Source organism: Shewanella sp. BJSY2023SW001, assembly GCF_047314685.1.
In the GTDB taxonomy this organism is placed as follows: domain Bacteria; phylum Pseudomonadota; class Gammaproteobacteria; order Enterobacterales; family Shewanellaceae; genus Shewanella; species Shewanella indica.
The window spans coordinates 17,791-41,767 of sequence record NZ_JBKORF010000063.1 but is presented as its reverse complement, the minus strand read 5'-3'; the positions used below and the strand labels follow the sequence as shown (position 1 = coordinate 41,767).

The window sequence follows — 23,977 nt, the reverse complement described above, 5'->3', positions numbered from 1 at the left end:
ATTTTTCATTTACGAGTGTTAACGACTGTTACTTGTAGGTCGCTTCACGCTTCTTGGCTTCAGCATCCCACTTGGGCAGAACATTTTTCTTGAAGTCTTCCTTGTCGGAAACCATCTTCTTCATGTCCATACCCAGAGCGGCCTGAGCCTTGGCCTTGGTGGAGATATCAGGCAGAGCGACAGGATCAACGATACCTTTCTTGGCCAGCAACTGCGCCAGTTTCACCCGGGCGTTGGCAGCCTTGTCAACCGCAGTACCCAGTACCCGCAGCGCTTCATCAGGAGCGTGAGCCGCGACACCGTGAGAGGCGATAGCATAATCCCAGCGCCATTGAGCATGACGGATATCAGTCAGGATTGGCTTCATTTCGACTTCAGTCGCACCGGCTTTCCAGGCGGCAGCAGCTTCGAAGTGCGCCTTGACGATTTGATCTTCAGCCTTCAACTTCAGCTCATTAACCTTGGCTTTACGCTCGGCAGTCAGATTCTCCATAAACTCTTTGCTCTGAGTGTGGCACTGAGCACAGGTTTCTTCGAAGCGGTCGAAAGGATTACCCACTTTGTGATCGGTGAACTTACGCCCCTTGTCGTTGGTTACTTTCGGCATGTGACAGTCAACACAAGTCACGTTGTTCTTACCGTGTACCCCCAACTGCCAAGTTTCATAGCCTGGGTGCTGTGCCTTCAACATAGGTGTCTTGGACAAGGCGTGAGTCCAGTCGGCAAACTCAATGGCATCGTAGTAGGCTTCCATGGATTCCACTGTAGTACCTTGATCCCATGGGAACTTAACAAAGCCCTTACGGCCTTCCACTTTCTCAAAGTAGTATTCTACGTGACACTGACCACAAACCATGGATTGCTTGTCTTTACGGGAGGCCTTATCAAATGGTGTACCCAGGGTATCCATGGCGCGCTCGGCAAAAGGACGGCCCAAGCGCAGCTTAGGCGAGCCTTTCTCGTGACAGTCACCACAACCTATGGCGTTAACCACTTCAGGGCCACCTTTGGCCCACTTGCCGGTGAAGTAACCATCTTCACCCTGCTCTTCAATCAGGCGAGGTACATCCGGGCTCTTACAGCTCCAGCAAGCCATTGGCATTGGGCCATCTTCGGCACTCTTTGGCGCACCGGTACGCAGGGTATTGCGCACATCCGTCACGGCATAAATGTGGCCACGAGGGGCATTGTAGTCCTTGGCGAAACCATAACCGGCCCACATGATGACCAGGTTGGGATCTTCTGCCAATACATCAACAATTTCAGAACTCTTTGCAGTGTCATGCCAACTGGCATATTGATTTTTGTACTTGTCTTTGTAGACTTCGTTGCGAGGCTCGGTCTTGTCACTCGCAAACGCACCGGCAGCCATTAGGCTTGCGGCGACCAATGCACTGAGTGCAAAGGATTTTTGGTTTAATTTTTTCACCATCTCATCTCCGTGTTACTTTATCGTTATTTGCAATAACCACGACATCTCCAAGGTCAAAAGTAGCCGCTTGAATACACCAAAAATATACCTCTTAGGGGGTATCCGGGGCGAAGTTTGCGCCAGATCAAAATGTGAAGGCGATGTTGTTCACATTTTTGTACTCTTGTTAATGTATTCAAGTGCTGGCTAATGTAGAACTCTGAGACCCAAGTCCTTTTTTATTCTCGACAATCTTATCGGCGCGTTTCCTTTCCGGTCATCGAGAGCAACACTGCAGGGACTGAGGAAACCTTAGCAAAAGTGAGTGAATATTTCATGAAACGAGGCAGTTTGACCTCTACCATTTTAGGCTTAATGCTGACCCTTATCCTGCTTTCAAGCGGTTTGGCCACTTTTGCCATTATCAATCTGTCTTACAGCCTGGGGGATGCCAGGGCGATCAACGCTTCCGGTTCATTGCGGATGCAGAGCTACCGGCTGATGTTTTATGCCAACTCCGGCAGTGAAGAAGCGCTGCAAAAAATTCGCGAATTTGAAAATACCCTCTACTCAGATGCCTTGGTACGCTCTATGGACTGGTCATCGCCTGCCAGGCTCGGGCAGCAGTACCAACTGGTGATCAGCAAGTGGAAGGTCATGAAGTACTACATAGAGCAGGAAGACTCACGCAACTACGCCTCCTCGCTGAAAGACTTTGTCGATACCATAGATTTGCTGGTATTGGAGATGGAGCACCATGCCGCCTTCAAACTAAGATTGCTGGCCATCAGCCAGATAGTAGGTCTGGGTTTGATGCTGCTGATTGCCTTTATCGCCGTGCGCTTTACCAAACGCAAGGTGGTGGTGCCGCTGCAACAGATGATGGAATCGGCCAACACTATATCCAAAGGTAACTTTGCCGTCGAAATGCCGAAGACGGAATATATTGAGCTCAGCGCTCTTTCCGATGCCCTCGACAGTACGGCTCAGGAGCTGGCAACTCTCTACGGCAACCTGGAAACTCAGGTGAAGGAGAAGACTCTGGCGTTGACCCGTGCCAACCGTGAGCTCAAGTTTCTTTATGACAATCTGGTGTTGCTGCATTCGGGCAAACTCAATTTCGAGGTAATGCGGCAGTCGCTGCTGCAACTCAAGGAGTATGAGCACCTGCAACATCTGCGGCTGATTATTCAGCAGGATGAAGATGCCATGGAGGTGATAGCTACCGACGAGGATATCTGGCCGCAATCCGGACAGACCATGCAGTTTCCGCTCAAATTTGAACAGCAGGAACTCGGCTTTCTGGAAGTGATAGGCAAGCACGATATCAATGTGCCCCTGTTTGAAAACTTCGCCATCATGCTGGCTCGCTCGATTGTGATTCACAACGCCTCCGAGCAGCGCCAACAGCTGGCTCTGCTGGAAGAGCGGGCAGTTATCGCCAGAGAGCTGCACGATTCTCTTGGGCAACTCTTGTCGTTCCTGAAAATCCAAATAAGCTTGTTGCGAAAAGGCCTCGACCAGAGCTGCAAAAGCCCGGCGGTAACCCAACAGCTCGAAGAACTCAATGAGGGGGTGACCACAGCCTACGCCCAACTCAGAGAACTGCTGTCGACCTTCCGCCTGACCGTTAAAGAACCCAATCTGCGCAACGCCCTCGAAGCCATGCTGGAGCAACTGCGCGGCCAAACAGATACAGAGCTGGAACTCAGCTATCGCCTGCCGCCACAGTTACTGGCGGCGCACCAACACATTCACATTCTGCAGCTCACCCGAGAAGCCACCCTCAATGCCATTAAACATGCAAATGCGAGTCGTATTTGTATCAGCTGCGAAAAGAACTCTGATAACATGGTGGTTATCAGTGTCGAAGACAACGGCATAGGCCTGGCGCATATCAAGGAAAGGGATCAACATTTCGGCATAGGGATAATGCACGAACGAGCCAGCCGTCTCTCGGGTATGGTTGAATTTTCCAGCAATGCGTCGGGAGGCACCAGTGTTGTCCTGACTTTCCCACCTCAGCAGGAGCCACATCATGGGTAAACCTTATTCAGTTCTGGTAGTCGATGACCATCCCTTACTGCGTCGCGGTATCTGTCAGTTACTGGCATCCGATCCTGACTTTAGTCTCTTCGGTGAAGCCGGTACCGGGCTCGACGCCCTGGCGGCTACCGCCGAAAACGAGCCGGACATTATCCTGCTGGATCTGAATATGAAAGGTATGACAGGCCTAGATACCCTGAACGCCCTGCGTCAGGAGGGAGTGACCTCCAGAATCGTTATCCTGACGGTTTCCGATGCCAAACAGGATGTTATCCGTTTACTGCGAGCCGGCGCCGATGGTTACCTGCTCAAGGATACTGAACCCGATCTGCTGCTCGGGCAACTAAAAGAAGCCATGTCCGGCCACCGAGTGATCAGCGCCGAAGTGGAAGACTATCTGTTTGAATTGAAAAATGCCGCCGAGGAGGAAGCCTGGCTCGACAGCCTGACACCGAGAGAATTGCAGATACTGCAGCATCTGGCTGAAGGCCAGAGCAACAGGGTAATCTCCGAAGAACTACATATCAGCGAAGGCACGGTCAAGGTGCATGTCAAAAACCTGCTTCGCAAGGCCAATGCCAAGTCCCGCACCGAGATGGCTGTGCGTTACCTCAACCGTTAAGCCACAAAAAAGGGACGCTCCCGCGTCCCTTCTCATAGTTGCCAACGCCGCTTAATCAGCGACTCTGGTGCAGAAAGTCACACCAACTTTCAAGCACATCCTGAAAGTCTTCCAGGCCGCACCAGGCTTCTGACTCGGCATCATAGAGGGAGAGGGACTCATCCAACTCCTGACTCTCGCCGAATTCGAGCACATTGGCGTAAACACGCACCTGCTCCTGATCCAGTTGCAGCGTCAGATCCCGGCCAATCAACTGCCATTCGCGAATGCGTCCTGACTGTAAGTCTGCCAATGCCTGTTTGACCCGAGTGCAGATCTCGACGTCATCCGCCAACTCTTCAGAGAACCATTGCCCCAGTACATGATGCTCCATACTGAAGCGGGCCATTGCGGTTCCCGTCAGTGAATTGCGCCGAAATTCGTATTCCATGGTGCCACTTCTTTTGCTGTAATCAAACCTATACTAATTTTAACCCAGAGCCCCGGGGATTGCCCATAGTTATGCCCATGCTTTACTTTCTATAGCCGTATTCCTCAGTTAGCTCTGCTCTGAGCCATTTAAGCCATTGAAGATTGGCAATGGCATAGTGATGCTACAGCGAGACAAGTTGGTGTAATCATCGAATGGCTGACAAATTCCCAAAGCGCGAGTCGAAAAAGCGCGCATGCGGCGCAAGCCAATGTCGCTTTATCCCGATCCCCCCCATGACCTTACTTGCCTGCCGAGCTTTTCATTGCCACTGAATGAGTAAATTCCTATGCCCAGTGGTATAACTAGGTTAGCTTGAACTAAAGCAAATCTATGAGAGTGAATCTATGGCCGAAAAACAGTTTTGTGCCTTGCTGCTCAGTGGAGAGATGGCAGGCAAGGAGTTGACGCTGCAACAGGTCAGCGACTGGCAGCCAGAGCAGGGTATACTCTGGCTGCATCTGGACTATAAGAAGAAATCCAACCGTCAGTGGTTGCAACAACACAGCGGCCTGGAAGCGCTGGAAGTGGCAGCACTGTTGGCGCAGGACACTCGCCCCAGGGTGGTACAATCCGGCCAGGGTTTCCTGCTGGCGCTCAGAGGGGTCAATCACAACCCCGGGGCTGACCCGGAAGACATGGTGTCGATACGCCTCTACCTGGACAATCACAGAATAATCAGCACCAGCAGTCGCGAGCTATTATCGGTCAATGACATCATCCAAAGCGTCGGCCAAGGCGCTGGCCCCGGCAACACAGGAGAATACTTGTTGACGTTGACGCAACGGCTCACCCAGCGGAAGACGGAGTTTATCGACCGGCTGGAGGAAACCGTCGACGACCTGGAAGACAAGGTCATGGCCGGTAACGACAAGGATCTGCGCAGCGACATCGCCGAGCTCAGGCGCCAGATAGTGGTGGTCCGGCGCTACCTGGCGCCGCAGCGGGAAGCCTTTAGCCGCCTGCTGGCAGACTCGGCCAAGATATTTGATGAACAGCAGCGGCTTAAATTCAACGAAATCAACGATCAACTCATTCGCTGCATCGAAGATCTGGACGCAATAAGAGACAGAGCCAGCGTCACCCAGGAGGAGATGCAAAACCGTCAGGCCGAGGCCGTCAATCGCCGCCTCTATTTCCTGTCGCTGATCAGCGCCGTCTTCCTGCCACTGGGGTTTCTCACAGGTCTGCTCGGGGTCAATATCGCCGGGATCCCGGGCGCCGATGTCGGCTGGGCCTTCGGAGCCTTTTGCCTATTTCTGCTGATATTGGTGGGAGGACAGTTGTGGCTGTTCTATCGCTATAAGTGGCTTTAGAATCAATGACGCAAGCAGTGGTTGTAAAGAAGAAAGGACGCCGGCGGCGTCCTTTTCAATATCGGGTATCCACTTTCCGTAAAAGAAGGGATTACTTGGCAGAAGCCTCGGCTTCGGTCGGTTCTACAGGGGCATCGGCCTTCTTGACCTTGAGCAACTCGACTTCAAAGATGAGTGTTGAGTTGGCTGGAATAGTGCCCATGTCACGCTCGCCATAGGCCAGCTCAGATGGGATTACGAAACGATACTTGGCGCCGACCGGCATCAACTGTACACCTTCGGTCCAGCCCGGGATCACCCGGTTCAGGGCAAATTCTGCCGGTTCACCGCGGGAGTAGGAGCTGTCAAACTCAGTGCCGTCGATCAGAGTACCACGGTAGTGAACTGTCACTACGTCTTCGGCGGCCGGCTTCTCACCCTCGCCTGGAGTCAATACTTCATATTGCAGACCGGATTCAGTGGTGATCACACCTTCTTTGGCCTTGTTCTGTTCCAGATAGGCTTTGCTTTCCTGCATCGACTTGGCCGCCATTTCCTGAACCTTGGCCATACGTTTTTCATTCAGCTTTTGATCCAGACCTTCAAGCACTTTCTGCATCTCATCTTCTGTCAGTTGCAGCTCGTCTTTCAGACCCTGTTGAAAACCTGTCACAATCAAAGCACGATCGACTGAGAAACCCAGCTCTTCCTGTTCTTTGATATGACCGGCCATATAGCGGCCGATAGAGGCGCCCACGCTATAGGCTTCTTTCTGCTCGACAGAGCTCAGTTCCACCTTGTCGGCACTCGCTGTTTTTTGTTCTTGGTTACAAGCGGAAAGGCCGAATAGAGCCAGCGCGACCAGTGAAATTTTGTAAATCGGTTTCATTAAAGGCATCCTCAGGATCTTCAAATGGTTACAATTAACCCAAAATGTGTAAGACGACTCACTTTATACCAGTTAACTTTGAGATACAAAGCAGATTATCCATACTGGTTAACAAGGGAAAGCGGTCAACAAGCCGAGCCCCTTGTATGGAAGTGACAGCGTTTTACCCTTACTCAAAATGACAAGTCGAGGCGGTATAAGTTCATGGCAATAAACAGATTGCTACTTATTTGCACGCTCAGTTTTACTCTGCTGGGCCTTGGTGCCTGCCATCCAGGCCCGGATAGCAGCCAATCCTTGGCGGCCGATCCCAGCTACAGCGCCAGCCTCTCTGCCGATGGCCGCTACGCTTTGATAAGCAGCAAAGAGGGGATCAGGCTTTGGGATCTCAAACAAGGCGCTGTCAAGTATCAGTGGGCTCAAGGCAGTGCAGCCAACGATGTGATCGCCACTGATATTTCGGTAAATGGAGAATATGCGGTGACGTTAAGCCGCGATTCAGTTGCACTGTGGAAAATCGCCGACGGCCGGGCGGCGGGTTGGTGGTCACTGCCGGCAGTAGCCCAGGCTGTGGCCGTGGCCGACAACGGCCAGTTGCTGGTGGGGTTGGCCGATGGCGCGGTAATGTCGCTGACCCCGACCACAGGTGTGCTGGTGAAATTTCTTGGCCACAGCGAAAAGGTCAACAGCGTTGCCCTCTCTGCCGATGGCCGCCTGGCATTGACCGGGGCCAATGACGCTACCGCCCTGCTATGGCGCACCCAGGATGCTCAGGTACTGAGGCGCTGGCAGATGGACTCCAGGGTACTGAAGGTTGCCCTCAGCCGCAGCGGTAACCTCAGCTTAGTGTCCGACAGTACCGGCAATGCCGACATTTGGCACAATGACTCAGGGAAACTGGTCAGCTCGCTGGCGATAGTACGGCGGCAAATGAACTTTTCGGCGGCGCGCTTTATCCAACAGGAGCAGGCCTTGTTAACCGGCACACCAGCCAGAGAATTGAGTCTGTGGCAGGTCGATTCGGGGAAAAGAGTCGCCGACTGGCAAGTTTCACTGCCAAAAAAGCCTTTGCCCCAAAGCGCCGTAGTATACTCAGTGTCTGAATCCGACAACGGCCAACTTCAAAGTATCAGTAGTGCCAGCTTGCTGGAACGCTGGTCGGCGCCAACACAGAGGTAAGTAATGCAAGCAATCCCGGACAGGATCGAAGAACTCGAAACCAAGCTGTCATTTCAGGAAGCCACACTGGAAGAATTGAGTCAGGAGATTTTCGAACTCAATAAAGTCGTAGCTGAACAGCAGTTTCAGATCCAGTTGTTAATCAGTAAACTCAAGGCGGTAGAGCCAAGCAATATAGCGTCTCAATCGGAAGAAACGCCGCCGCCTCACTACTGAGTCGAATAAAGGGGGATAAGGATGTTAGCCATAGCAACCCACGGAGAACGTATTCTGGGGCAGACTGCCCAGCCGGTTCAGCGATTCGATGAACCTTTGGCAGCCCTGACCGAGAAAATGCTCGAGACCATGAAACTGGCACAGGGCGTTGGCATAGCTGCGCCTCAGGTAGGCCAAGGTATCCGCTTGTTTATTATGGCCCCCCACCCCAACGACAGATATCCGGATGCGCCTTTGATGGCGCCCCAGGTGGTGATCAACCCACAGATACTCAAACGCTCAAGCAAGATGCTGGCCGGGGAAGAGGGTTGCCTGTCTCTGCCCGGCGAAAGAGTACAGATTCTGCGCCATGAAAGCATAGAGGTACGTTATCAGGATCTCAGTGGCGAGTGGCAGCAGGAATGGTTACAGGGCTTTATCGCGCGCATTTTTCAGCATGAATATGATCATCTGGAAGGGCTCACCTTGAGAGAACGACTGGAGATCCAAAACCAAGGAGCCGGCTCTTGAAGTCAGGCAAGTTACTGCTGCCACTGCTGTTGTCATTGAGCCTCACTGGCTGCGCCTTCAACAGTGTATTAGTCAACTATCCATCCCAGTTGGCAGGCGTTCGCGCCGAGCTCAACTCATCAAAGCCGGGCAATGCAGCCAAAGAACTGGCAAATGGCATAAACGGCCGCGATGGCCTGCTCTATGCCCAGGAAGCGGGGCGCGCCGCCCAGATAAGCGGCAATTTCGCCGCCAGCAAAGACTATTACCAAAACGCCATAGCTGCCTACCAAGCCTTTGACGATAAGGCCAAGCTCAGTTTATCCGGACTGGGTTCCCAAGGCGGCAGCCTGCTGCTGAACGACAATATTATTCCCTATCGCGGTCCCGGGTATGAGCGCATCATGCTGCACCAGTATCAGGCTCTCAATTATCTGTTTGCCGGCGATGCCGAAGGCGCGTTGGTGGAGGTGCGTCGCAGCAATGAACTGCAATCGCTGGAGCAGCAAAGGTATGAGAAATCCAGCAGTGCGGTGCAACAGATGGCCAACGGCACCATCAGCGCCGAAATGGATAAACTGGGCAAGGCCGCCGGCAATGTCACCAGCTCGTTTTTGAACGCCTACAGTTACTACACCACAGGGGTACTGCACGAAATCCTTGGTGAGCGCAACGATGCCTTTATCGACTATCGCAAGGCGGCGCAGATTATGCCGGACAACCCTTATCTGCAGCAGGATCTGGTGCGCTTGGCCAAAGAGCTTGCCATGCCTCAGTATGATGAGTTCAAACGCCGTTGGGGAGAAGCGCCCTCGCCTGCCAAGGGACAAGGCCAGGTCATCTTGCTGTTGGAGCGCGGCTTTGTGCCCGCCAAAGAGAGCCTAACGGTTCCCTTCACCATTCACGGCAATTGGCAAACTGTCTCTCTGCCCACCTATATGCCCTCCAGAGTACCGGTCAACAGTGCCCATATCCGCGGCTTGTCAAAACCTATGACTGCAGCCCCGATAGCCAATATAGATGCCTTAGCCATCACGGCGCTCAAGGAGGAACTGCCCTATCTGCTGGTGCGCCAGGCCGCCAGAGTCTATGCCAAGTCGGAAATGGCCCGCAAGGCAGAGCGCAAAGACGGCTCGGATCTTGGGGTGATCGCCATGCAGATATTCAACGTGGTTACAGAGCAGGCCGATCGCCGCAGTTGGCTCACGTTACCGCGCCAAGCACAGATAGCAAGGCAGTTTGTCGATGCCGGCAGCTATCAACTGACCCTGGATAATCAGGGCACGGAAATTCAGGTTCAGAGTGGCAAGACCACTCTGGTCTGGGCAATAGACACTGGCAATGTCACACGTTTTTATACAAAATTGATTTGATAACCTTGAAATGGAACTGACTATGAAACACTTGAAGCTGATACTGATACTGGCAATGGCTATGGGCATGGCAGCCTGTCAATCCAAAGTGGAATACGGTGATGCCACTGAGGTAGAGACAGTGAATGAAAACTTCGGTTCGACAGATCTGCAAGCCATTGCCGCCAAAATGGTCGACAGCATGCTGACTTTCCCGCCTGTGGTGGCCATGACAGCCAACGACAGACCTATCATCTTTGTCGACAAGATCAAGAACAAGACCTCTGAGCATATAGATACTGAGTCAGTGACCGACTCCATCAGCAACAAGCTGCTGCGCTCAGGCAAGTTCCGTTTTATCGATATGACCAAGGTGGATTCAGTGCGCAAGCAACTGGACTACCAGAACAACGCCGGCATGGTTGACCCATCCACCGCCATCAAGTTCGGTCGTCAGATAGGCGCTCAATACATGCTCTACGGCAACCTTTCCAGCATAGTTAAACAAAATGGCAGCACCCGTGATGTCTACTACAAGATGACTATGCGCCTGATGGATCTGGAAACCGGCTTAATCGAATGGTCCGATGAAAAAGAGATCCGCAAAGTGAAGTCCAAGTCCTTCCTCGGGCTCTAACCAAGTCTAACGCTCCTTCCCAAAAGCCGCTGTCACAGCGGCTTTTTTGTAACATTTCTCCTTTGTTCTTTGGCGGCAAATAGCGTAATTTATGCCGCGGGCACCAAGCCTGAGAGGGTATTAATCCTAAGTGTATTCCTCCCCTTTCATTCCTGTTGTGAGGGAAAACACCGACACCCAATGGTAAAACAATAAAAAGCAAGGAATCTGTTTGTGAAATCTCTTCCCCGGTTGTTTGGTCTCAGCCTGTTGGCTGCCGGACTACTGACACTCAGCGGCTGCAGCAGCACTCAATCCTCTGCCGGTGTGCGTGATGGCAGCAGTTATATCAGCGAGCAACAGGCGATGGCCCGCTCTGCCAGAGTCAGCAATGTCAGCTATGAACTGGACTTTACCTTGGATGGTAGCGAGCGATTTGCCAACCGCACCCTGGTACGTTTCAGTCTCAGCGACAACCAACAGCCCCTGACACTGGACTTGAGCAAGGCGCAGATCACCAGCCTTAAGATCAACGGCCACAGGCTCTATCCCAAATACAATGGCGCCTACCTGGAGATCAGTGCCAAGTTGCTGCTCAAAGGCGACAATGAAATAGAAGTCAGCTTCACACGCCAGCACTCCACCAATGGTGAAGGACTGCATCGCTTTGTGGATCCCGTCGATGGCAAGGTCTATCTCTACTCTCACTTTGAGCCCGCCGCCGCGCAGCAGATGTTTGCCGTATTCGACCAACCGGATCTCAAGGCCAGCTACAAGTTAACCGTCAGAGCCCCCAAAGACTGGCAGGTGATCAGCGCCACCCAAGAATTGAGTGTGACCCCGGAGGGTAACAGCCAGCTGTGGCAGTTTCCGGCAACGCCCAAGTTGAGCCCCTACAACTTTTCCATGCATGCCGGCCCTTACCACGTCTGGCAAGACAACAGCGGCAAATACCCCATGCGCCTGTTTGCCCGCCAATCTGTGGCGGCCCAGGTCAATGCCGCCGACTGGTTCAGATACACAGGCGCCGGGCTTAAGTTTTTTGACGACTATTTCGGTATCGACTACCCCTTTAAAAAATACGATCAACTGCTGGTGCCTGACTTCCTCTATGGTGCCATGGAAAATGCTGCTGCCGTCACCTTTGCCGAAGGGCGTTTTCTTGGCAGTGGTGAGATGACAGCCAATCAGCGCCAGCGCTTGGCGTCTGTGATCATGCATGAAATGGCGCACCAGTGGTTTGGCGATCTGGTGACCATGAAATGGTGGAACGGTCTGTGGCTCAATGAAAGCTTCGCCTCCTTTATGGGCATGCTGGCGAGCGCCGAAGCCACTGAGTTTGACAATACCTGGCGCAGTTTTTACGCCAGGGGCAAACAGAGTGCCTATCAACAGGACTCAGGCGTTACCACCCACCCCATAGAAGTGCCAGTGGCCACTAGTGCCAACGCCTTCGATAATATCGATGCCATCACTTATCAGAAAGGTGCCGCGGTTCTGATTCAACTGCGTCACCTGCTTGGGGAGCAAACCTTCCGCCGTGGCGTCAGTGAATACCTCAAACGCTACTCCTGGCAAAACGCCACACTGGAAGACTTCATTAGCAGTCTCGGCCAGGCCGCCAAGCGGGATCTGAGCCAGTGGACCCGGGATTGGCTCTACAGCGCCGGTGTCAACAGCCTCAAGGCCGAGTTCCAGTGCCAAGATGGCCGCATCAGTGAATTTGCCCTGTTGCAGTCAACAAGCGATCCCGCCTACCCGACTCTCAGAGAGCAAAAAGTTCAGCTAGCCTTACTGAGCAATGGCCGCCATGAGATGCACCTGCTGCAAACTCTGGCCGTTAGCTACCAAGGTGAAAAAACCTTGGTGCCGCAACTTACAGGAGCATCCTGTCCTGATTTGGTTTATCCCAACTATCAGGACTGGGGCTATGTCAAAGTCGAGCTCGACCCTCGCTCGTTCGATACCGCCTTCAATCACCTGGCCAGGGTAGAAGATCCCCTGCTGCGCGCCATGCTCTGGCAAAGCCTGTGGGACAGTGTCCAGAGCGGTAAGTTGCCTTTGAACAAGTATCTGGAAACCGTGCTTATCAATGCTCCCAAAGAGAGCGATTACACCCTGCTGGGGCAAATTCTCGGCAATATGCGCTACAGCAAGGCCTTGCTCGAGTCGATGGCTCCGATTCACTCGGCCTATGCCGAGCGCGCCATCAGAGCGCTGGCGCAGATGAGCCTGCGTCTGACCATGCAAAACGCGGATAATAAAGATCTGCAGCGGCGCTGGTTCGATGCCTATGTGGACTTTGCCCGCGACGGGGACTCGCTGGATCACCTGCTGTCACTGCTGCAGGGCTACAGTAAGATAAAGGGAATAGAGCTGGATCAAGATACCCGCTGGCAGCTTATCTATCAGTTGAACCGTTACGATTACCCCACCAGCAAACTTCTGCTGCAGCAAGAAGCCAAACTTGATATCAGCGATTCAGGGCAAAAGGCGGCCATCGCCGCTGAAGTAGTGCGTCCGGACACCGCCGGTAAACGCCGCTGGCTGGAAAAAATCAACCATTCGGCGCTGCCGTTTGCCAAGCTGAGGGTGGCGATGGAAAACCTCTATCCCAGCAGCCAAGGGCAACTGCAGGCCAGCACCGCAGAGCAGCGCTTGAATCAGTTAGCCACTCTGGACGCCGAAAAAGACCCGGTATTTATGCGCAGTTACGCGCCGGCATTATTACCGCGTCAATGCAGTCACGCCTCAGTGCTGCGGCTCGAAAAAGCCTTGCAGGCCAACCCAGAGCTATCGGCCCAGACCCAGCGCAATCTCAAGCAAGCAATAGAAAGGGAGCGGCACTGCGTGTTGATAAAAGAAACCCTTAAGCCTTAATTGGCAAAGCAAGTTCAAGGGCCTCAATGAGGCCTTTGGCGTATTATTGGTCCAACCGAGCCACACAATAGTGCCGTAATGTGCGAGAATAATGTGCCAAAATATTCAATATGCTTAACACCCAAGGAGTCATTATGGGATTAATGAGTCTGGTAGCCGTCATAGCCATAGGCTTTTTTGCCATGGTACTCATCAAGGACTACAACAGTAAGCAGCAAGACGGTCAAAGCCGTGAGATAGAAAAACTGCAACGGGAAGTGGACGAACTGAAGCAGCGGATTGCCAACCTGGAAACCATAGTTACAGACAAGAGCTACGATCTGAAGGACAAGATCAATCGACTCTAAGACTAACGCAATGGTTCCTCTTCAGTATATCCGGAACAAGATACTGTATTAATTAAGTTAGTTGTCATAATTTTACTATCCGGCTGTCATTTAGCATCCTTAGCTTAAGAAATACCATGCTCGTCAGGCGAGTAAACTCCTGTGCGAAATAGCAAAAGGATCTGCTTAATGAAGGTTTTTCACTCCCAAACAACGTCGGCATTACTTGGCTCTGTACTGCTTGGTCTGTTGCTCGGTGGCTGCAACAGCAATGACAACAACGCCAATACTTCAACTCCGGCTCAGGATCAGCAGGAGAAAGTTGGCGCCAACCTGGGCCCCCGTCCCCTGTTTCTGGTAAATGACATGGATGAAGGGCCGCTCAAAGATAAACTGGCACAATGCAGCAAGGCGCCCTTTTATCGCACCGACTTCAGCATAGGCCACCGCGGCGCCTCCATGCAGTTTCCAGAGCACACCAAAGAAGCCTATTTGGCGGCTATAGATGCCGGCGCCGGGATAGTGGAATGTGATGTCACCTTCACCGCCGATAAACAGCTGGTTTGTCGGCACTCCCAATGCGATCTGGCCACAACCACCAATATCCTCGGCATCCCTGAGTTGGCAGCCAAATGCCGTCAGCCTTTCTCTCCCGCCGATGCTGCCAATGGTATTAACGCCAGCGCCGAGTGCTGTACCAGCGATATAACTCTGGACGAATTCAAACAGCTTTGCGGCAAGATGGATGGTTTTAATCCCAAGGCCACCACGGCGCAAGCATTTATGGAGGGCACTCCTGCCTGGCGCACGGATCTTTACGCCAGTTGCGGCACATTGATGACCCATGCCGAGAGCATAGCTCTGTTTAAAGAAGCCAAGGTCAAGATGACGCCTGAACTTAAGGCTGCCAGCGTGCCCATGCCCTTCGATGGCTTCAGCCAACAGGACTATGCTCAGAAGATGATCGACGAATATCAGGCCGCCGGGGTGCCGGCAAAAGACGTCTATCCCCAGTCATTTAATCTGGAAGATGTGCAGTACTGGTTGGCCAATAATACCGATTTTGCCAGGCAGGCCGTCTATCTGGATGGCAGGTATGACTCGGACAGCAGCTTTAACCCCAATGATATGGGCCATTGGCAGGCCGATATGCAAAGGCTCAAGGCGCTGGGAGTCGAAATCATTGCGCCGCCCTTGTGGGTATTAGTCGTTCTGGATGACAGCGGCAAAATAGTTCCCTCGGCCTATGCTCTGGCGGCCAAGGAAGCCGGGCTTAAAATAATCACTTGGTCACTGGAGCGATCCGGCCCCCTGGCACAAGGCGGTGGTTGGTACTACCAAAGCATCAGCGGCAACATTAATAACGATGGCGATGTTTATCAACTACTGGATGTACTGGCCAAAGAAATAGGAGTACTGGGGGTCTTCTCCGATTGGCCGGCGACCGTAACTTACTATGCCAACTGCATGGATATCTAGCCATTGCTGACAACAAAGAGGGCGCCCATCGGCGCCCTCTTTGTATTGGATTTTTTATCAGAGAAACAGCTCTTTGATATTTTTGAGATCGCCCTTACCTTCGGCCAGCTCTTGTGCACTCAGGCCGGAAACTTCATGGGGGAATACCAGCCATTCATCCGAGGCGTGGATATAGTAGTCGGGTTTCAGTGGCACCGCAGTATTCTGTGGCTTGTAGTAAGGACAAGCGATACGGATATCCTTGGGCATATTCAGACGCATGGATTGACTGAGCTTTTCCTTGAGAGCAAAAACGCTGCGCCCGGAATCGAAGACATCATCAACAATCAACAAACCATCATCGGCATTGGCATTTTCAACAATGTAATGCAGACCATGAACCTTGATCTCCTTGCTCTGCTTGTCTGTACCTATGCCGTAATAGGATGAAGTGCGCACCGCTATATGGTCGGTTTCCACCTTTTTGAAGTCGAAAAACTCCTGTACCGCGATCCCTATTGGAGCGCCGCCACGCCAGATCCCAACAATAAACTGCGGCCGAAAACCACTGTCATAGACCTGTGCAGCCAGACGAAATGAATCCTCCAGCAATTCCTGAGCGGTAATAAAGCGTTTTTCTATCATAGGTATACGACCCCATCTTGTTCTATTTTGTGTGCTTCGCTGTCTGCTTTGGCAGGTACTGAATTGGAGGCCTGTTCCAAAATCCGGAGTGGGCTTCCACCATTGTAGGCAGGCAGAGGATTTTGGGCGCGCATTTTATAACAAATTTTTCCTCGGTGCTGTGCCAAATGCACATTCTTGTGTCTCAGGCGACAAAAAATCTTCTCTAGTTGCTCAGCCCTAATTGAGCAATCTCTACTTTATTCATTCAAGCATGTTCAATTAATAAATAACAAACTAATTAACAATGTTTTTTTAACACCAAACGAATCACGAATGAATACTTAAGCATTTTTTATGATTAGTTATTGATTGAGATATGGGAACTGGCTATAGTGCCAGTCATACGGTTCCTCAAGAGTATCTCCAAGATGAAAAAATCCCTGCTTATGGCCACTATCACGGCCTTGCTGTTGACCGGCTGCGGTAAAGATCAAGATGTACTGGTCGTCGGCACCAATGCCGCTTTCCCACCATTTGAATACATGGGGGGCGCCAATGGTGATGAGGTAAAAGGGCTGGATATCGACATTGCCAAGGCGATTGCCGCCGATGCAGGTAAAACCCTCAAGGTAGAAAACCTCAAGTTCGACTCTCTGATAGTGGCGCTGAACTCAGGCAAAATCGATTTTATCGCCTCTGGTATGACAATCACGGATGAGCGGCAAAAGAGTGTCAACTTCTCTACGCCATACTATGAAGCCACCCAAGTGGTGATAGTCAATCAGGACAGCCAGGTATTCAACACTCCGGCTGATCTTGCCGGCAAGAAGATTGCGGTGCAGTTGGGCTCTACCGGCGACATCATGGCCAAGGAACTCAAGGCCGAAGTCGTCGCTTTCAATACGGGTTTTGAAGCCTTTATGGAGCTGAAAAACCACAAGGTAGACCTGGTACTGTTCGACAGCCAACCGGCAGCCACTTATCTGGCCAAGAACCCCACTCTCAAACAGTTGGATATCGATTTCTCCCCCGAGTTTTACGGTATTGCTGTCGCCAAAAATCAACCCGAACTGCTCAGCCAGATCAATGCCACACTGGTACGGCTACAAAGCTCAGGCGAATACCAACAACTCCTTGAAAAATATCAGAAGTAGTCTTAGATGGATGCAATAATCTCTTCGCTGTTTACCCCCATAGGGGAAGACGGCATGATCGGTATTTTGCTGATCCTAAACGGCCTCAAGGTCACCTTGACTGTGACCTTCTTCGCCATGATCCTCGGCGCCATTCTCGGGGTGCTCACCACCTTGATGGGCATGTCCGAGCGCTGGTATCTGCGCTGGCCGGCCAAGCTGTATGTCGGGGTGATCCGCGGTACTCCTGTAGTAGTGCAACTGGTGATCCTCTACTTTATTGTGTTGGCCGCCATGGATGTCGACAAGGTGACCGCCGCCATCATCGCCTTTGGCCTCAACAGCGGCGCCTACATCAGTGAGATCATCCGCGCCGGTATCCAGGCGGTCGACAAGGGCCAGGCCGAGGCCGCCCGCTCTTTAGGGATGAGCCATTCACTGACCATGCGTGAAGTCGTGTTACCGCAGGCAATCAAGAATATTCTGCCGGCGCTCGGCAATGAATTTATCGTGCTCTTGAAAGAAACCGCCGTCATCGGCTTTATCGGTGGCGTGGATCTGATGCGCGCCGGTGAAATCATCCGCAGCCGAACCTTCGAAGATGTGGTGCCGCTGCTGACTTGTGCCCTTATCTATTTGTTATTGACCTACAGCTTCACCTGGCTGTTGGGTAAGTTTGAAGCGAGGCTGAAACAAAGTGATTGAGATAACCAACCTGCATAAGTCCTACGGCAAACTGGAAGTACTCAAGGGCATAGATCAGCATATCGCCAAGGGAGAAGTGGTCAGCATCATAGGCCCAAGTGGTAGTGGCAAGAGCACTTTTCTGCGTTGTATCAACCTTTTGGAGCAACCGACTGAAGGCGAAATACGAATAGCCGGTGAATCGATAACGGCGCCTGGCGCCTGTGTCGACAAGCTCAGGCAGAAAGTGGGCATGGTATTTCAGCACTTCAACCTGTTTCCCCACAAGACGGTATTGGCCAACCTAACGCTGGCACCGGTCAAGCTGGGATTGATGAGTTTGGCCGAGGCCGAAGCCAAGGCTTTGGGATTGCTGGCTAAGGTTGGTCTGGCAGATAAGAAAGATGCCTATCCATCCAGCCTGTCCGGCGGCCAGAAGCAGAGGGTGGCCATTGCCAGAGCCCTGACCATGTCTCCGGAGCTGATGCTGTTTGACGAACCCACCTCGGCGCTGGATCCGGAAATGGTCGGCGATGTGCTGGACGTGATGCAATCTCTGGCTCGCGACGGCATGACCATGGTGATAGTCACTCACGAAATGGGGTTTGCCCGCGAGGTGTCTGACAGGGTGATCTTCATGGATGAAGGAGTGATCCAGGAAGCGGGCACACCGGAGCAGATTTTTAACGCGCCGCAAAATCCCCGAACTCAAGGTTTCCTTGCCAAGGTGCTGCGCTGATCACAAGGTAACTTTTTAGTACAAAAGTGCCATAAATCTGCCATCGTTTCTCTCTATGTTGGGTGCTTTCCCAAACGCCCAATATAGAGAGGTTATTCTTGCGTCAATCCCATCAAGTCGCAGCATTGTCACTGCTGTCTCTGGCCCTGCTGGCCGGCTGTAACTCAGATAACGACACTCAAACTCCGGAGCCGGTAACGGGTCGCTGGCTCAAAGGCGATCTTCATGTTCACACCGCGGTTTCCCAGGATGCCAGAGAGACCCAGGCCGATATTCTCAAGTGGGGCTTCGAGGACTTTGGCCTGGATTATATGAGCCTGACCAACCATATGCGCAACAACAGCCAGGACAATGACGATAACGACCTAGGCGGCATTCTCTTCTATGATGCCCTCACCCGCTACGAAAAACCCGGACTCGCCAGCCTGATGCCCAACTACCCGGGCAAGTTGGTTTACTCCGGCTTTGAGTGGGATATGCCGACTCACGAGCACTTCAATATCGCCATCCTGGCCGATGAACAGCAGACTCTGGATGCGATTAAAACCTTCGAATACAGCTTCAGCGCCAAGAATGAGCCGGAGGATTTCACAGCCGAAGATCTCGCCGCCTGGGAGGCCGCCGGCGTCAAGCGTCAGAATCAAACCCATGCAGATGCCGTAGCGGCGCTTGCCTGGCTACAGCAACATTTTCCCAAACAGAGCTACGGCATGCTCAATCATCCCAGACGCTATCTCGACAGCTACACCATAGCCGAAGTCAGGGAGCTTCATGATGCCGCGCCTGAGGTCTTCTTCCTGGTGGAAGGTATGGTTGGCGGCCAGTTCAGTGGCAACCGCGGTGACTATGGTGACAGCTCGAGCGGTGTTTACGGCGGTGTCGATCCCGTCGTTGCCGAAGTCGGCGGTTGGTGGGATGCGCTACTGGGAGAAGGGCGCAGAATTTGGAACATGGGTAACTCGGATATTCATTTCAAGACCAGGCCACCCTACGCCAGCAGTTATTATCCCGGCGAATATGCCAAGAATTACACCTGGGTTGAGGGTGAAGGTACCCAGGCACTGCTTGAAGGGCTACGCTCGGGGAACAGCTTTGCGGTATTTGGCGATCTCATCGACGGGCTGGATTTCCAGATGAATAGCGGTGAGCAAACCATCACTATGGGACAAACCTTGAGCGCCAAGGCCGGCGACAAGGTCACTATCAATATCAGGTTCCGCAGCCCTGAGCTAAATAACAAGGAAAGCGATATCGGCAATGAACACTACGCTGGCATTAATCCTGGAGTACACCATATCGATTTGATTGCCGGTGATATCGGTGAGCGAGCCAAGCCGGGAACGGCTGCCTGGCAAAAGGAAACCAACGACAGCACCCGGGTGATTAAGTCATTCACCCAGGCTGACTGGCAAAAAGACAGCGATGGTTTCTACAACATGAGCTTCAGCTTTATCGCCGATGGTAAGCAGTATTTCCGCCTGCGTGGTACTAACCTGGATTACAACGTCAACGGCTTGACCAACAAGGGCACACCTCTGCGTTCAAAGGTACTGCCTCAGGCTGAAGGGGAGCAGGTGCAGCAATGGTACAACGACATCAATGAGCGTAACTACGGCGATCTCTGGTTCTATTCCAACCCGCTGTTTATCACCACCCAATCCTGAAGTAATTTCTGTTCTCAGGCGGGACGCGGCAACTGCCCGTCCCGCAAAAAGTCTTTTAAAAACCAGGTCAATGGCATGCTGCGGCTATTACGACGACTGAAAGCCACCTTGTCTGCGGAGCTTTGACAGAGCCAATATTCACACTCCTGCGGCTCGGTTGATAGCAACACCAAAGGATCGTGCAGCGCCAAATTGACGCCCTTTTCAGCTCTGGCCGAAGTGTAGCGGATCATCTGCGCCTGCTGTTGCAGCAACCAGGCCCCCAAAGCCTGGGTATAGGCATAGTTCGACTTGTGAGTCAGTTGCTGCTGCACTTCCTTCCCCTGCAATAGCGTCAGGTCGGCACAATCGCGGGCATTGATATCCACAGAGTACAACATATGCTCAGAGCGCAGCGGCTCCAGATAAGGCTCCAACATATCGGCCATAAAGACAAAACGATAATAGGCGACTTCGGCCAAACAGGTCTGCCAGGATTCACTGGCATAAAAGAAGCTTTCCATTGTGATACTGCCAAAGCGCGAACCATGGCGCAGCGGCGGATAACGAAACGGGGTCTTGAGCAGATAATGCAAGTGCTCAGTCCCGCTTCGGTAAGGCGGTTTAACCTCATCGAGCAGGGATTCAAGCAGCATCTGTTCGTCAAAATCATCCACCAGACTCAGGGTGGCGGCTTCTTCCTGGGACTCGACCAGGCGATAACCTCGGCCAAAGTAGTGGCGAGGAAAAAAGTCCTGCGGCTCTAACGCACTAAAATCCATTTTCAGTTGTTTGTCTCCTGTCACCGGTTATGGCTGTCAGACCTTGCCTCTCATAGCATCCAGATATTGGTTAACACTCACCAGACCAACCACGGTTTGCAATAAAGTCTTGGGGGTTCCATTCAGCGCCTTGTTGGGACTGTTGAGCCAGTGACGCATAAAGGCTTTTTCACCACCCGCTATGGCATACAGCGAGCGATATAGACGGATAAGTTGCAACTGCAACTCCCCCTGCTTGGAATCGGGTTTAAACCCCTTGCCGCTGTTACGGCTCAAGGTGCTGGGATTTACGCCTATGATACGGCTGGCCTCGGCCTGGGTAAGTTGTAACTCGCTGCAAGCATTGGAAAACGCCTTGAACAATACCTCGGCTGCATTGGCTTTCTCTAGGGTATTCATCTTTGCTGCTCCGCCATAAACCTGTCCATATATTAGCCAACCAGCACGGCAAACGCAATTTAAGACTCAATATAAATGCAAAAGCAACCCCACTGACACCAATTAGTGGTTCCCACCAGCGTACTTTCAATTTATTTTTGATATAGCTTGCAGCAGAAACACTGTTGTAAAGCGCAACAGAGATCGTAGAATGCCAAAACAATTTCAGCCTCATTTGTCCGGAGCAGTGACATGACAGATCTGACATACCTTGCCAAAAAGCGCTATACCACCAAGGCTTTTGATCCCAACAAGAAGATCCCCCAGGATAAAATTGAAGATCTGCAGAGTCTGCTGCAGTTCAGCCCCTCCTCGGTGAACTCCCAGCCATGGCACTTTGTACTGGCCGCGACAGATGAAGGCAAAGCCAAAATTGCCGAGTCTACCGCAGACTATGGCTTCAACACGCCAAAGATCCTCAACGCTTCCCACGTGATTGTGCTCTGTACCCGCAACAACATGGACGAAGCCCATCTACTGCGTCTGCTTGAGCAGGAAGAGGCCGATGGCCGCTTCGCCGACGAAAACGCCAAACAAGGCCAACACAACGGCCGCTCTTTCTTCACCAATATGCACAAGTTCGAACTTAAGGACCTGCAGCACTGGATGGAAAAACAAACCTATCTGGCGCTGGGTACTCTGCTGCTGGGCGCCAGCGTATTGGACATAGATGCCACTCCTATTGAAGGCTTCGATGCCAGCAAACTCAATCAGGTTCTGGGTTTGAGAGAACAAGGCCTGACGGCCAGCGTGGTTGTGGCCCTTGGCTACCATGACGAGTCAGACTTCAACGCCAAGCTGCCCAAGTCTCGCCTGCCTCAGGAAGAGCTGTTTACCAAAATTTAAGCGAGGTCTCCTTCCCTGCTTTTCTTTCAGAACCCGGCTCCACGCCGGGTTCCATTATTTTCACCTTGCACCCACGGACACCTGTGGCATAGTAGATTTTATCGTCAGTTCAGGATGAATGATTGCTACCATGCTGCTTGCCAAACCCGCGCTGAACCAGGCCGACGTTACTGAAGTCAAGCCGACCCGACTCAAGGGCGATAACCCGCTTATCTGGCCAATTCTCGGTTTGCTCAAACGCAGCAACCGCTCCTGGAAGGTGCATCACCTCGCCACCGAATTACAGCAGCAGGGACTGATGCACGACTTGGATCCTCTGCCCGAGAAAGATCTGTTCAAACGCAACTTTCTGCTGATGAATGCCCTCTATGAACTGCAACACATACTGCTGCCGGGCCAATGGCTGCAGGTAGAAGCCATGGATATCATATTGCTGCGGATCCCACCGGCCAATGTGCTGCAACTACAACAGGATGACTCAGCGCTTAGAGACTACTACCTCGACTGGAACAACTATGACACCTGCGTCAATGTCGTTCGTGAGATGCTGGAGTCCTTCTGGAACAGTTATCAGGATTATATTGGCGTACGACGCGGCCGTTTTGCCCAGCGAGAGGCGCTGCGGGTATTGGAACTGGAAGCCGACGCCAGTGACAAGGAGATCCGTCGCCAGTGGCGTAAACTGGCGCTAAAGTGGCACCCGGACAGGCAAGGTGGTGATGCCGCCAAGTTCAGACAGATCTGCGAAGCCTGGCAAGCCCTGCGAGGTTGAATAACCAGGCAAAGCGCCAAAGCTTAGCCTCGCTCACAGAAATGACCGCCAAAGGCACCGACGCTTAAGTCATAATTAAGCCAGTCACACTAACCTGACAGCAAAGGGCGCTGCGCCCGGTCAATTCTGAGGAGATTATTTTGCTCAAGCCACTGGTTGCCGCAATGGCACTTACCCTGATCCCGCTGGCCGCCAACGCCGCCGACTTTATCGAAGGTAAACACTATACCCAGATAGCCAAGAAAGGCAGTGAAGAACCCAAGCTCACCGAGTTCTTCTCTTTCTACTGTCATAACTGCTTCAGCATGGAAACCCAGTATCTGCCGGACATCAAGGCCGGTCTCAATAAAGAAGTCAGCTTTGACAATAAGCATGTCGACTTTATGAACAGCGATCTGGGCACTGAGGTGATGAAGTCTCTGGCCATCATGCAGGAGCTGGGCGCGACAGAGAAGTTGACTCACCCCATGTTTGCCGCCATTCAGGGCGAGGAAGGAGCCCATGGCCATGACCATTCTGCCCCTGGACACAAGCACACCTCTGCTATCAATAGCCGCGACGATATCAAGCAACTGTTTGCCGCCAACGGCGTGGATGTCAGCCAGTATGATGCCTTGGCCGACAGCAAGAAAATCAATGATGTCATCGCCCTGTGGCGTAAACAGCAGAATGAATTTGCCATTCAGAGCGTGCCAAGCTTCGTGGTAAACGACAAATATATGGTTAACCTGGGAGAAATTCGCACTCTGGGCGAACTGACCGATCTGATCAATTTCCTGGCTACCGAAAAAGATGCCAAGCAAGATGAAGGCGGCAGCCTGGGTTGGTTGTTCCTGGCCTTTGCCGGTGTCGCTGCAGTCAGCAGACGCCGCCGCTGAAATCAGACGCTATAGCGACAAAACACTCTATTCGCCAACAATTTAAAGGCCACCCCAGGGTGGCCTTTAACATATCAAAAAATCTGTATATCCAATGAGTTAGGGAGACTTTATACCCAAGTAAAACCGCCTATCTGATGCAAATTGTGGATATTGCCCCCAAAGTGATAACGGCTTGCAAATGAAT

At 52.3% G+C, this 23,977-nt stretch carries 24 protein-coding genes; 18 read left to right on the top strand and 6 right to left on the bottom strand.

The genetic code is table 11. The features are described from left to right. Nucleotides 1-28: 28 nt before the first annotated feature. Nucleotides 29-1,432, bottom strand: coding sequence for an ammonia-forming nitrite reductase cytochrome c552 subunit (gene nrfA / locus ACMHXH_RS14360; RefSeq protein ID WP_039035816.1), 1,404 nt, complete (start codon nucleotides 1,430-1,432; stop codon nucleotides 29-31). Nucleotides 1,433-1,747: 315 nt separating this feature from the next. On the opposite strand from nrfA, the gene narQ reads away from it, so the two are divergent. Together narQ and ACMHXH_RS14350 are read left to right on the top strand one after the other, a co-directional pair. Next, nucleotides 1,748-3,457: a nitrate/nitrite two-component system sensor histidine kinase NarQ gene (narQ, locus tag ACMHXH_RS14355; RefSeq protein WP_039035815.1), complete on the top strand. Its 1,710-nt coding sequence runs from the start codon at nucleotides 1,748-1,750 to the stop codon at nucleotides 3,455-3,457. Then, nucleotides 3,450-4,079 (top strand): response regulator, encoded by a 630-nt coding sequence (locus tag ACMHXH_RS14350; RefSeq protein WP_101052500.1) that lies wholly within the window; start codon nucleotides 3,450-3,452, stop codon nucleotides 4,077-4,079. Before narQ ends, ACMHXH_RS14350 begins: the two co-directional genes overlap by 8 nt. A gap of 55 nt (nucleotides 4,080-4,134) precedes the next feature. On the opposite strand, the gene ACMHXH_RS14345 is transcribed toward ACMHXH_RS14350, so the two are convergent. Further along, entirely contained in the window at nucleotides 4,135-4,509 is a 375-nt protein-coding gene (locus ACMHXH_RS14345) for a YacL family protein (RefSeq protein WP_039035814.1), read from the bottom strand. 386 nt (nucleotides 4,510-4,895) lie between these two features. Here ACMHXH_RS14345 and zntB point away from each other — a divergent pair, with 386 nt between their 5' ends. Further along, on the top strand, nucleotides 4,896-5,864 hold the full coding sequence (zntB, locus tag ACMHXH_RS14340; RefSeq protein WP_413738208.1) for a zinc transporter ZntB: 969 nt from the start codon (nucleotides 4,896-4,898) through the stop codon (nucleotides 5,862-5,864). Nucleotides 5,865-5,955: 91 nt separating this feature from the next. Here zntB and fkpA read toward each other — a convergent pair whose 3' ends face one another. Next, nucleotides 5,956-6,732, bottom strand: a complete 777-nt coding sequence (gene fkpA / locus ACMHXH_RS14335) for an FKBP-type peptidyl-prolyl cis-trans isomerase (protein WP_039035812.1) — start codon at nucleotides 6,730-6,732, stop codon at nucleotides 5,956-5,958. 204 nt (nucleotides 6,733-6,936) lie between these two features. Between fkpA and ACMHXH_RS14330 the strand changes: the two genes are divergently transcribed. From ACMHXH_RS14330 to ACMHXH_RS14295, 8 genes are all read left to right on the top strand, one after another. Continuing rightward, entirely contained in the window at nucleotides 6,937-7,911 is a 975-nt protein-coding gene (locus ACMHXH_RS14330) for a WD40 repeat domain-containing protein (protein ID WP_039035811.1), read from the top strand. A 3-nt stretch (nucleotides 7,912-7,914) separates the two neighbouring features. Beyond that, complete coding sequence (locus ACMHXH_RS14325) at nucleotides 7,915-8,127, top strand: SlyX family protein (protein WP_025011529.1); 213 nt, start codon at nucleotides 7,915-7,917, stop codon at nucleotides 8,125-8,127. Nucleotides 8,128-8,148: 21 nt separating this feature from the next. Next, nucleotides 8,149-8,637: a peptide deformylase gene (def, locus tag ACMHXH_RS14320; RefSeq protein WP_234501549.1), complete on the top strand. Its 489-nt coding sequence runs from the start codon at nucleotides 8,149-8,151 to the stop codon at nucleotides 8,635-8,637. Further along, on the top strand, nucleotides 8,634-9,989 hold the full coding sequence (locus tag ACMHXH_RS14315) for a COG3014 family protein (RefSeq protein ID WP_413738206.1): 1,356 nt from the start codon (nucleotides 8,634-8,636) through the stop codon (nucleotides 9,987-9,989). The genes def and ACMHXH_RS14315 overlap by 4 nt, the downstream gene beginning before the upstream one ends. 22 nt (nucleotides 9,990-10,011) lie before the next feature. Continuing rightward, nucleotides 10,012-10,605, top strand: a complete 594-nt coding sequence (gene lpoB, locus ACMHXH_RS14310; RefSeq protein ID WP_177192617.1) for a penicillin-binding protein activator LpoB — start codon at nucleotides 10,012-10,014, stop codon at nucleotides 10,603-10,605. Nucleotides 10,606-10,818: 213 nt separating this feature from the next. Beyond that, the gene (gene pepN / locus ACMHXH_RS14305; RefSeq protein ID WP_413738204.1) at nucleotides 10,819-13,464 is read left to right on the top strand and encodes an aminopeptidase N; all 2,646 of its coding nucleotides are present in this window, start codon (nucleotides 10,819-10,821) and stop codon (nucleotides 13,462-13,464) included. A 134-nt stretch (nucleotides 13,465-13,598) separates the two neighbouring features. Beyond that, nucleotides 13,599-13,811 (top strand): hypothetical protein, encoded by a 213-nt coding sequence (locus tag ACMHXH_RS14300; RefSeq protein ID WP_039035807.1) that lies wholly within the window; start codon nucleotides 13,599-13,601, stop codon nucleotides 13,809-13,811. Between the two features lie 168 nt (nucleotides 13,812-13,979). Beyond that, on the top strand, nucleotides 13,980-15,269 hold the full coding sequence (locus ACMHXH_RS14295) for a glycerophosphodiester phosphodiesterase family protein (protein WP_335912595.1): 1,290 nt from the start codon (nucleotides 13,980-13,982) through the stop codon (nucleotides 15,267-15,269). 57 nt (nucleotides 15,270-15,326) lie between these two features. On the opposite strand, the gene ACMHXH_RS14290 is transcribed toward ACMHXH_RS14295, so the two are convergent. Beyond that, nucleotides 15,327-15,893, bottom strand: coding sequence for a phosphoribosyltransferase (locus ACMHXH_RS14290; protein WP_039035805.1), 567 nt, complete (start codon nucleotides 15,891-15,893; stop codon nucleotides 15,327-15,329). Between the two features lie 410 nt (nucleotides 15,894-16,303). On the opposite strand from ACMHXH_RS14290, the gene ACMHXH_RS14285 reads away from it, so the two are divergent. The 4 genes from ACMHXH_RS14285 (at nucleotide 16,304) to ACMHXH_RS14270 (ending at nucleotide 20,095) form a co-directional block, all read left to right on the top strand. Then, nucleotides 16,304-17,029: a basic amino acid ABC transporter substrate-binding protein gene (locus ACMHXH_RS14285; protein WP_039035804.1), complete on the top strand. Its 726-nt coding sequence runs from the start codon at nucleotides 16,304-16,306 to the stop codon at nucleotides 17,027-17,029. 6 nt (nucleotides 17,030-17,035) lie between these two features. Then, complete coding sequence (locus tag ACMHXH_RS14280; protein ID WP_025011537.1) at nucleotides 17,036-17,713, top strand: amino acid ABC transporter permease; 678 nt, start codon at nucleotides 17,036-17,038, stop codon at nucleotides 17,711-17,713. Next, nucleotides 17,706-18,431 carry an amino acid ABC transporter ATP-binding protein gene (locus tag ACMHXH_RS14275; RefSeq protein ID WP_039035803.1) on the top strand — a complete coding sequence of 242 codons (726 nt, stop codon included), beginning with the start codon at nucleotides 17,706-17,708 and terminating at the stop codon, nucleotides 18,429-18,431. Before ACMHXH_RS14280 ends, ACMHXH_RS14275 begins: the two co-directional genes overlap by 8 nt. A 98-nt stretch (nucleotides 18,432-18,529) precedes the next feature. Further along, nucleotides 18,530-20,095 (top strand): hypothetical protein, encoded by a 1,566-nt coding sequence (locus ACMHXH_RS14270; protein ID WP_144360975.1) that lies wholly within the window; start codon nucleotides 18,530-18,532, stop codon nucleotides 20,093-20,095. A gap of 14 nt (nucleotides 20,096-20,109) precedes the next feature. On the opposite strand, the gene ACMHXH_RS14265 is transcribed toward ACMHXH_RS14270, so the two are convergent. After that, complete coding sequence (locus ACMHXH_RS14265) at nucleotides 20,110-20,856, bottom strand: RES family NAD+ phosphorylase (protein WP_335912596.1); 747 nt, start codon at nucleotides 20,854-20,856, stop codon at nucleotides 20,110-20,112. A gap of 36 nt (nucleotides 20,857-20,892) precedes the next feature. Then, nucleotides 20,893-21,255: an MbcA/ParS/Xre antitoxin family protein gene (locus ACMHXH_RS14260; RefSeq protein ID WP_025011540.1), complete on the bottom strand. Its 363-nt coding sequence runs from the start codon at nucleotides 21,253-21,255 to the stop codon at nucleotides 20,893-20,895. A gap of 231 nt (nucleotides 21,256-21,486) precedes the next feature. Here ACMHXH_RS14260 and ACMHXH_RS14255 point away from each other — a divergent pair, with 231 nt between their 5' ends. The 3 genes from ACMHXH_RS14255 (at nucleotide 21,487) to ACMHXH_RS14245 (ending at nucleotide 23,790) form a co-directional block, all read left to right on the top strand. Further along, nucleotides 21,487-22,140 (top strand): oxygen-insensitive NAD(P)H-dependent nitroreductase NfsB, encoded by a 654-nt coding sequence (locus ACMHXH_RS14255; RefSeq protein WP_039035801.1) that lies wholly within the window; start codon nucleotides 21,487-21,489, stop codon nucleotides 22,138-22,140. A 130-nt stretch (nucleotides 22,141-22,270) separates the two neighbouring features. After that, on the top strand, nucleotides 22,271-22,912 hold the full coding sequence (locus tag ACMHXH_RS14250; protein WP_039035818.1) for a DNA-J related domain-containing protein: 642 nt from the start codon (nucleotides 22,271-22,273) through the stop codon (nucleotides 22,910-22,912). A 140-nt stretch (nucleotides 22,913-23,052) separates the two neighbouring features. After that, entirely contained in the window at nucleotides 23,053-23,790 is a 738-nt protein-coding gene (locus tag ACMHXH_RS14245; RefSeq protein WP_039035800.1) for a DsbA family protein, read from the top strand. Nucleotides 23,791-23,977: the final 187 nt, after the last annotated feature.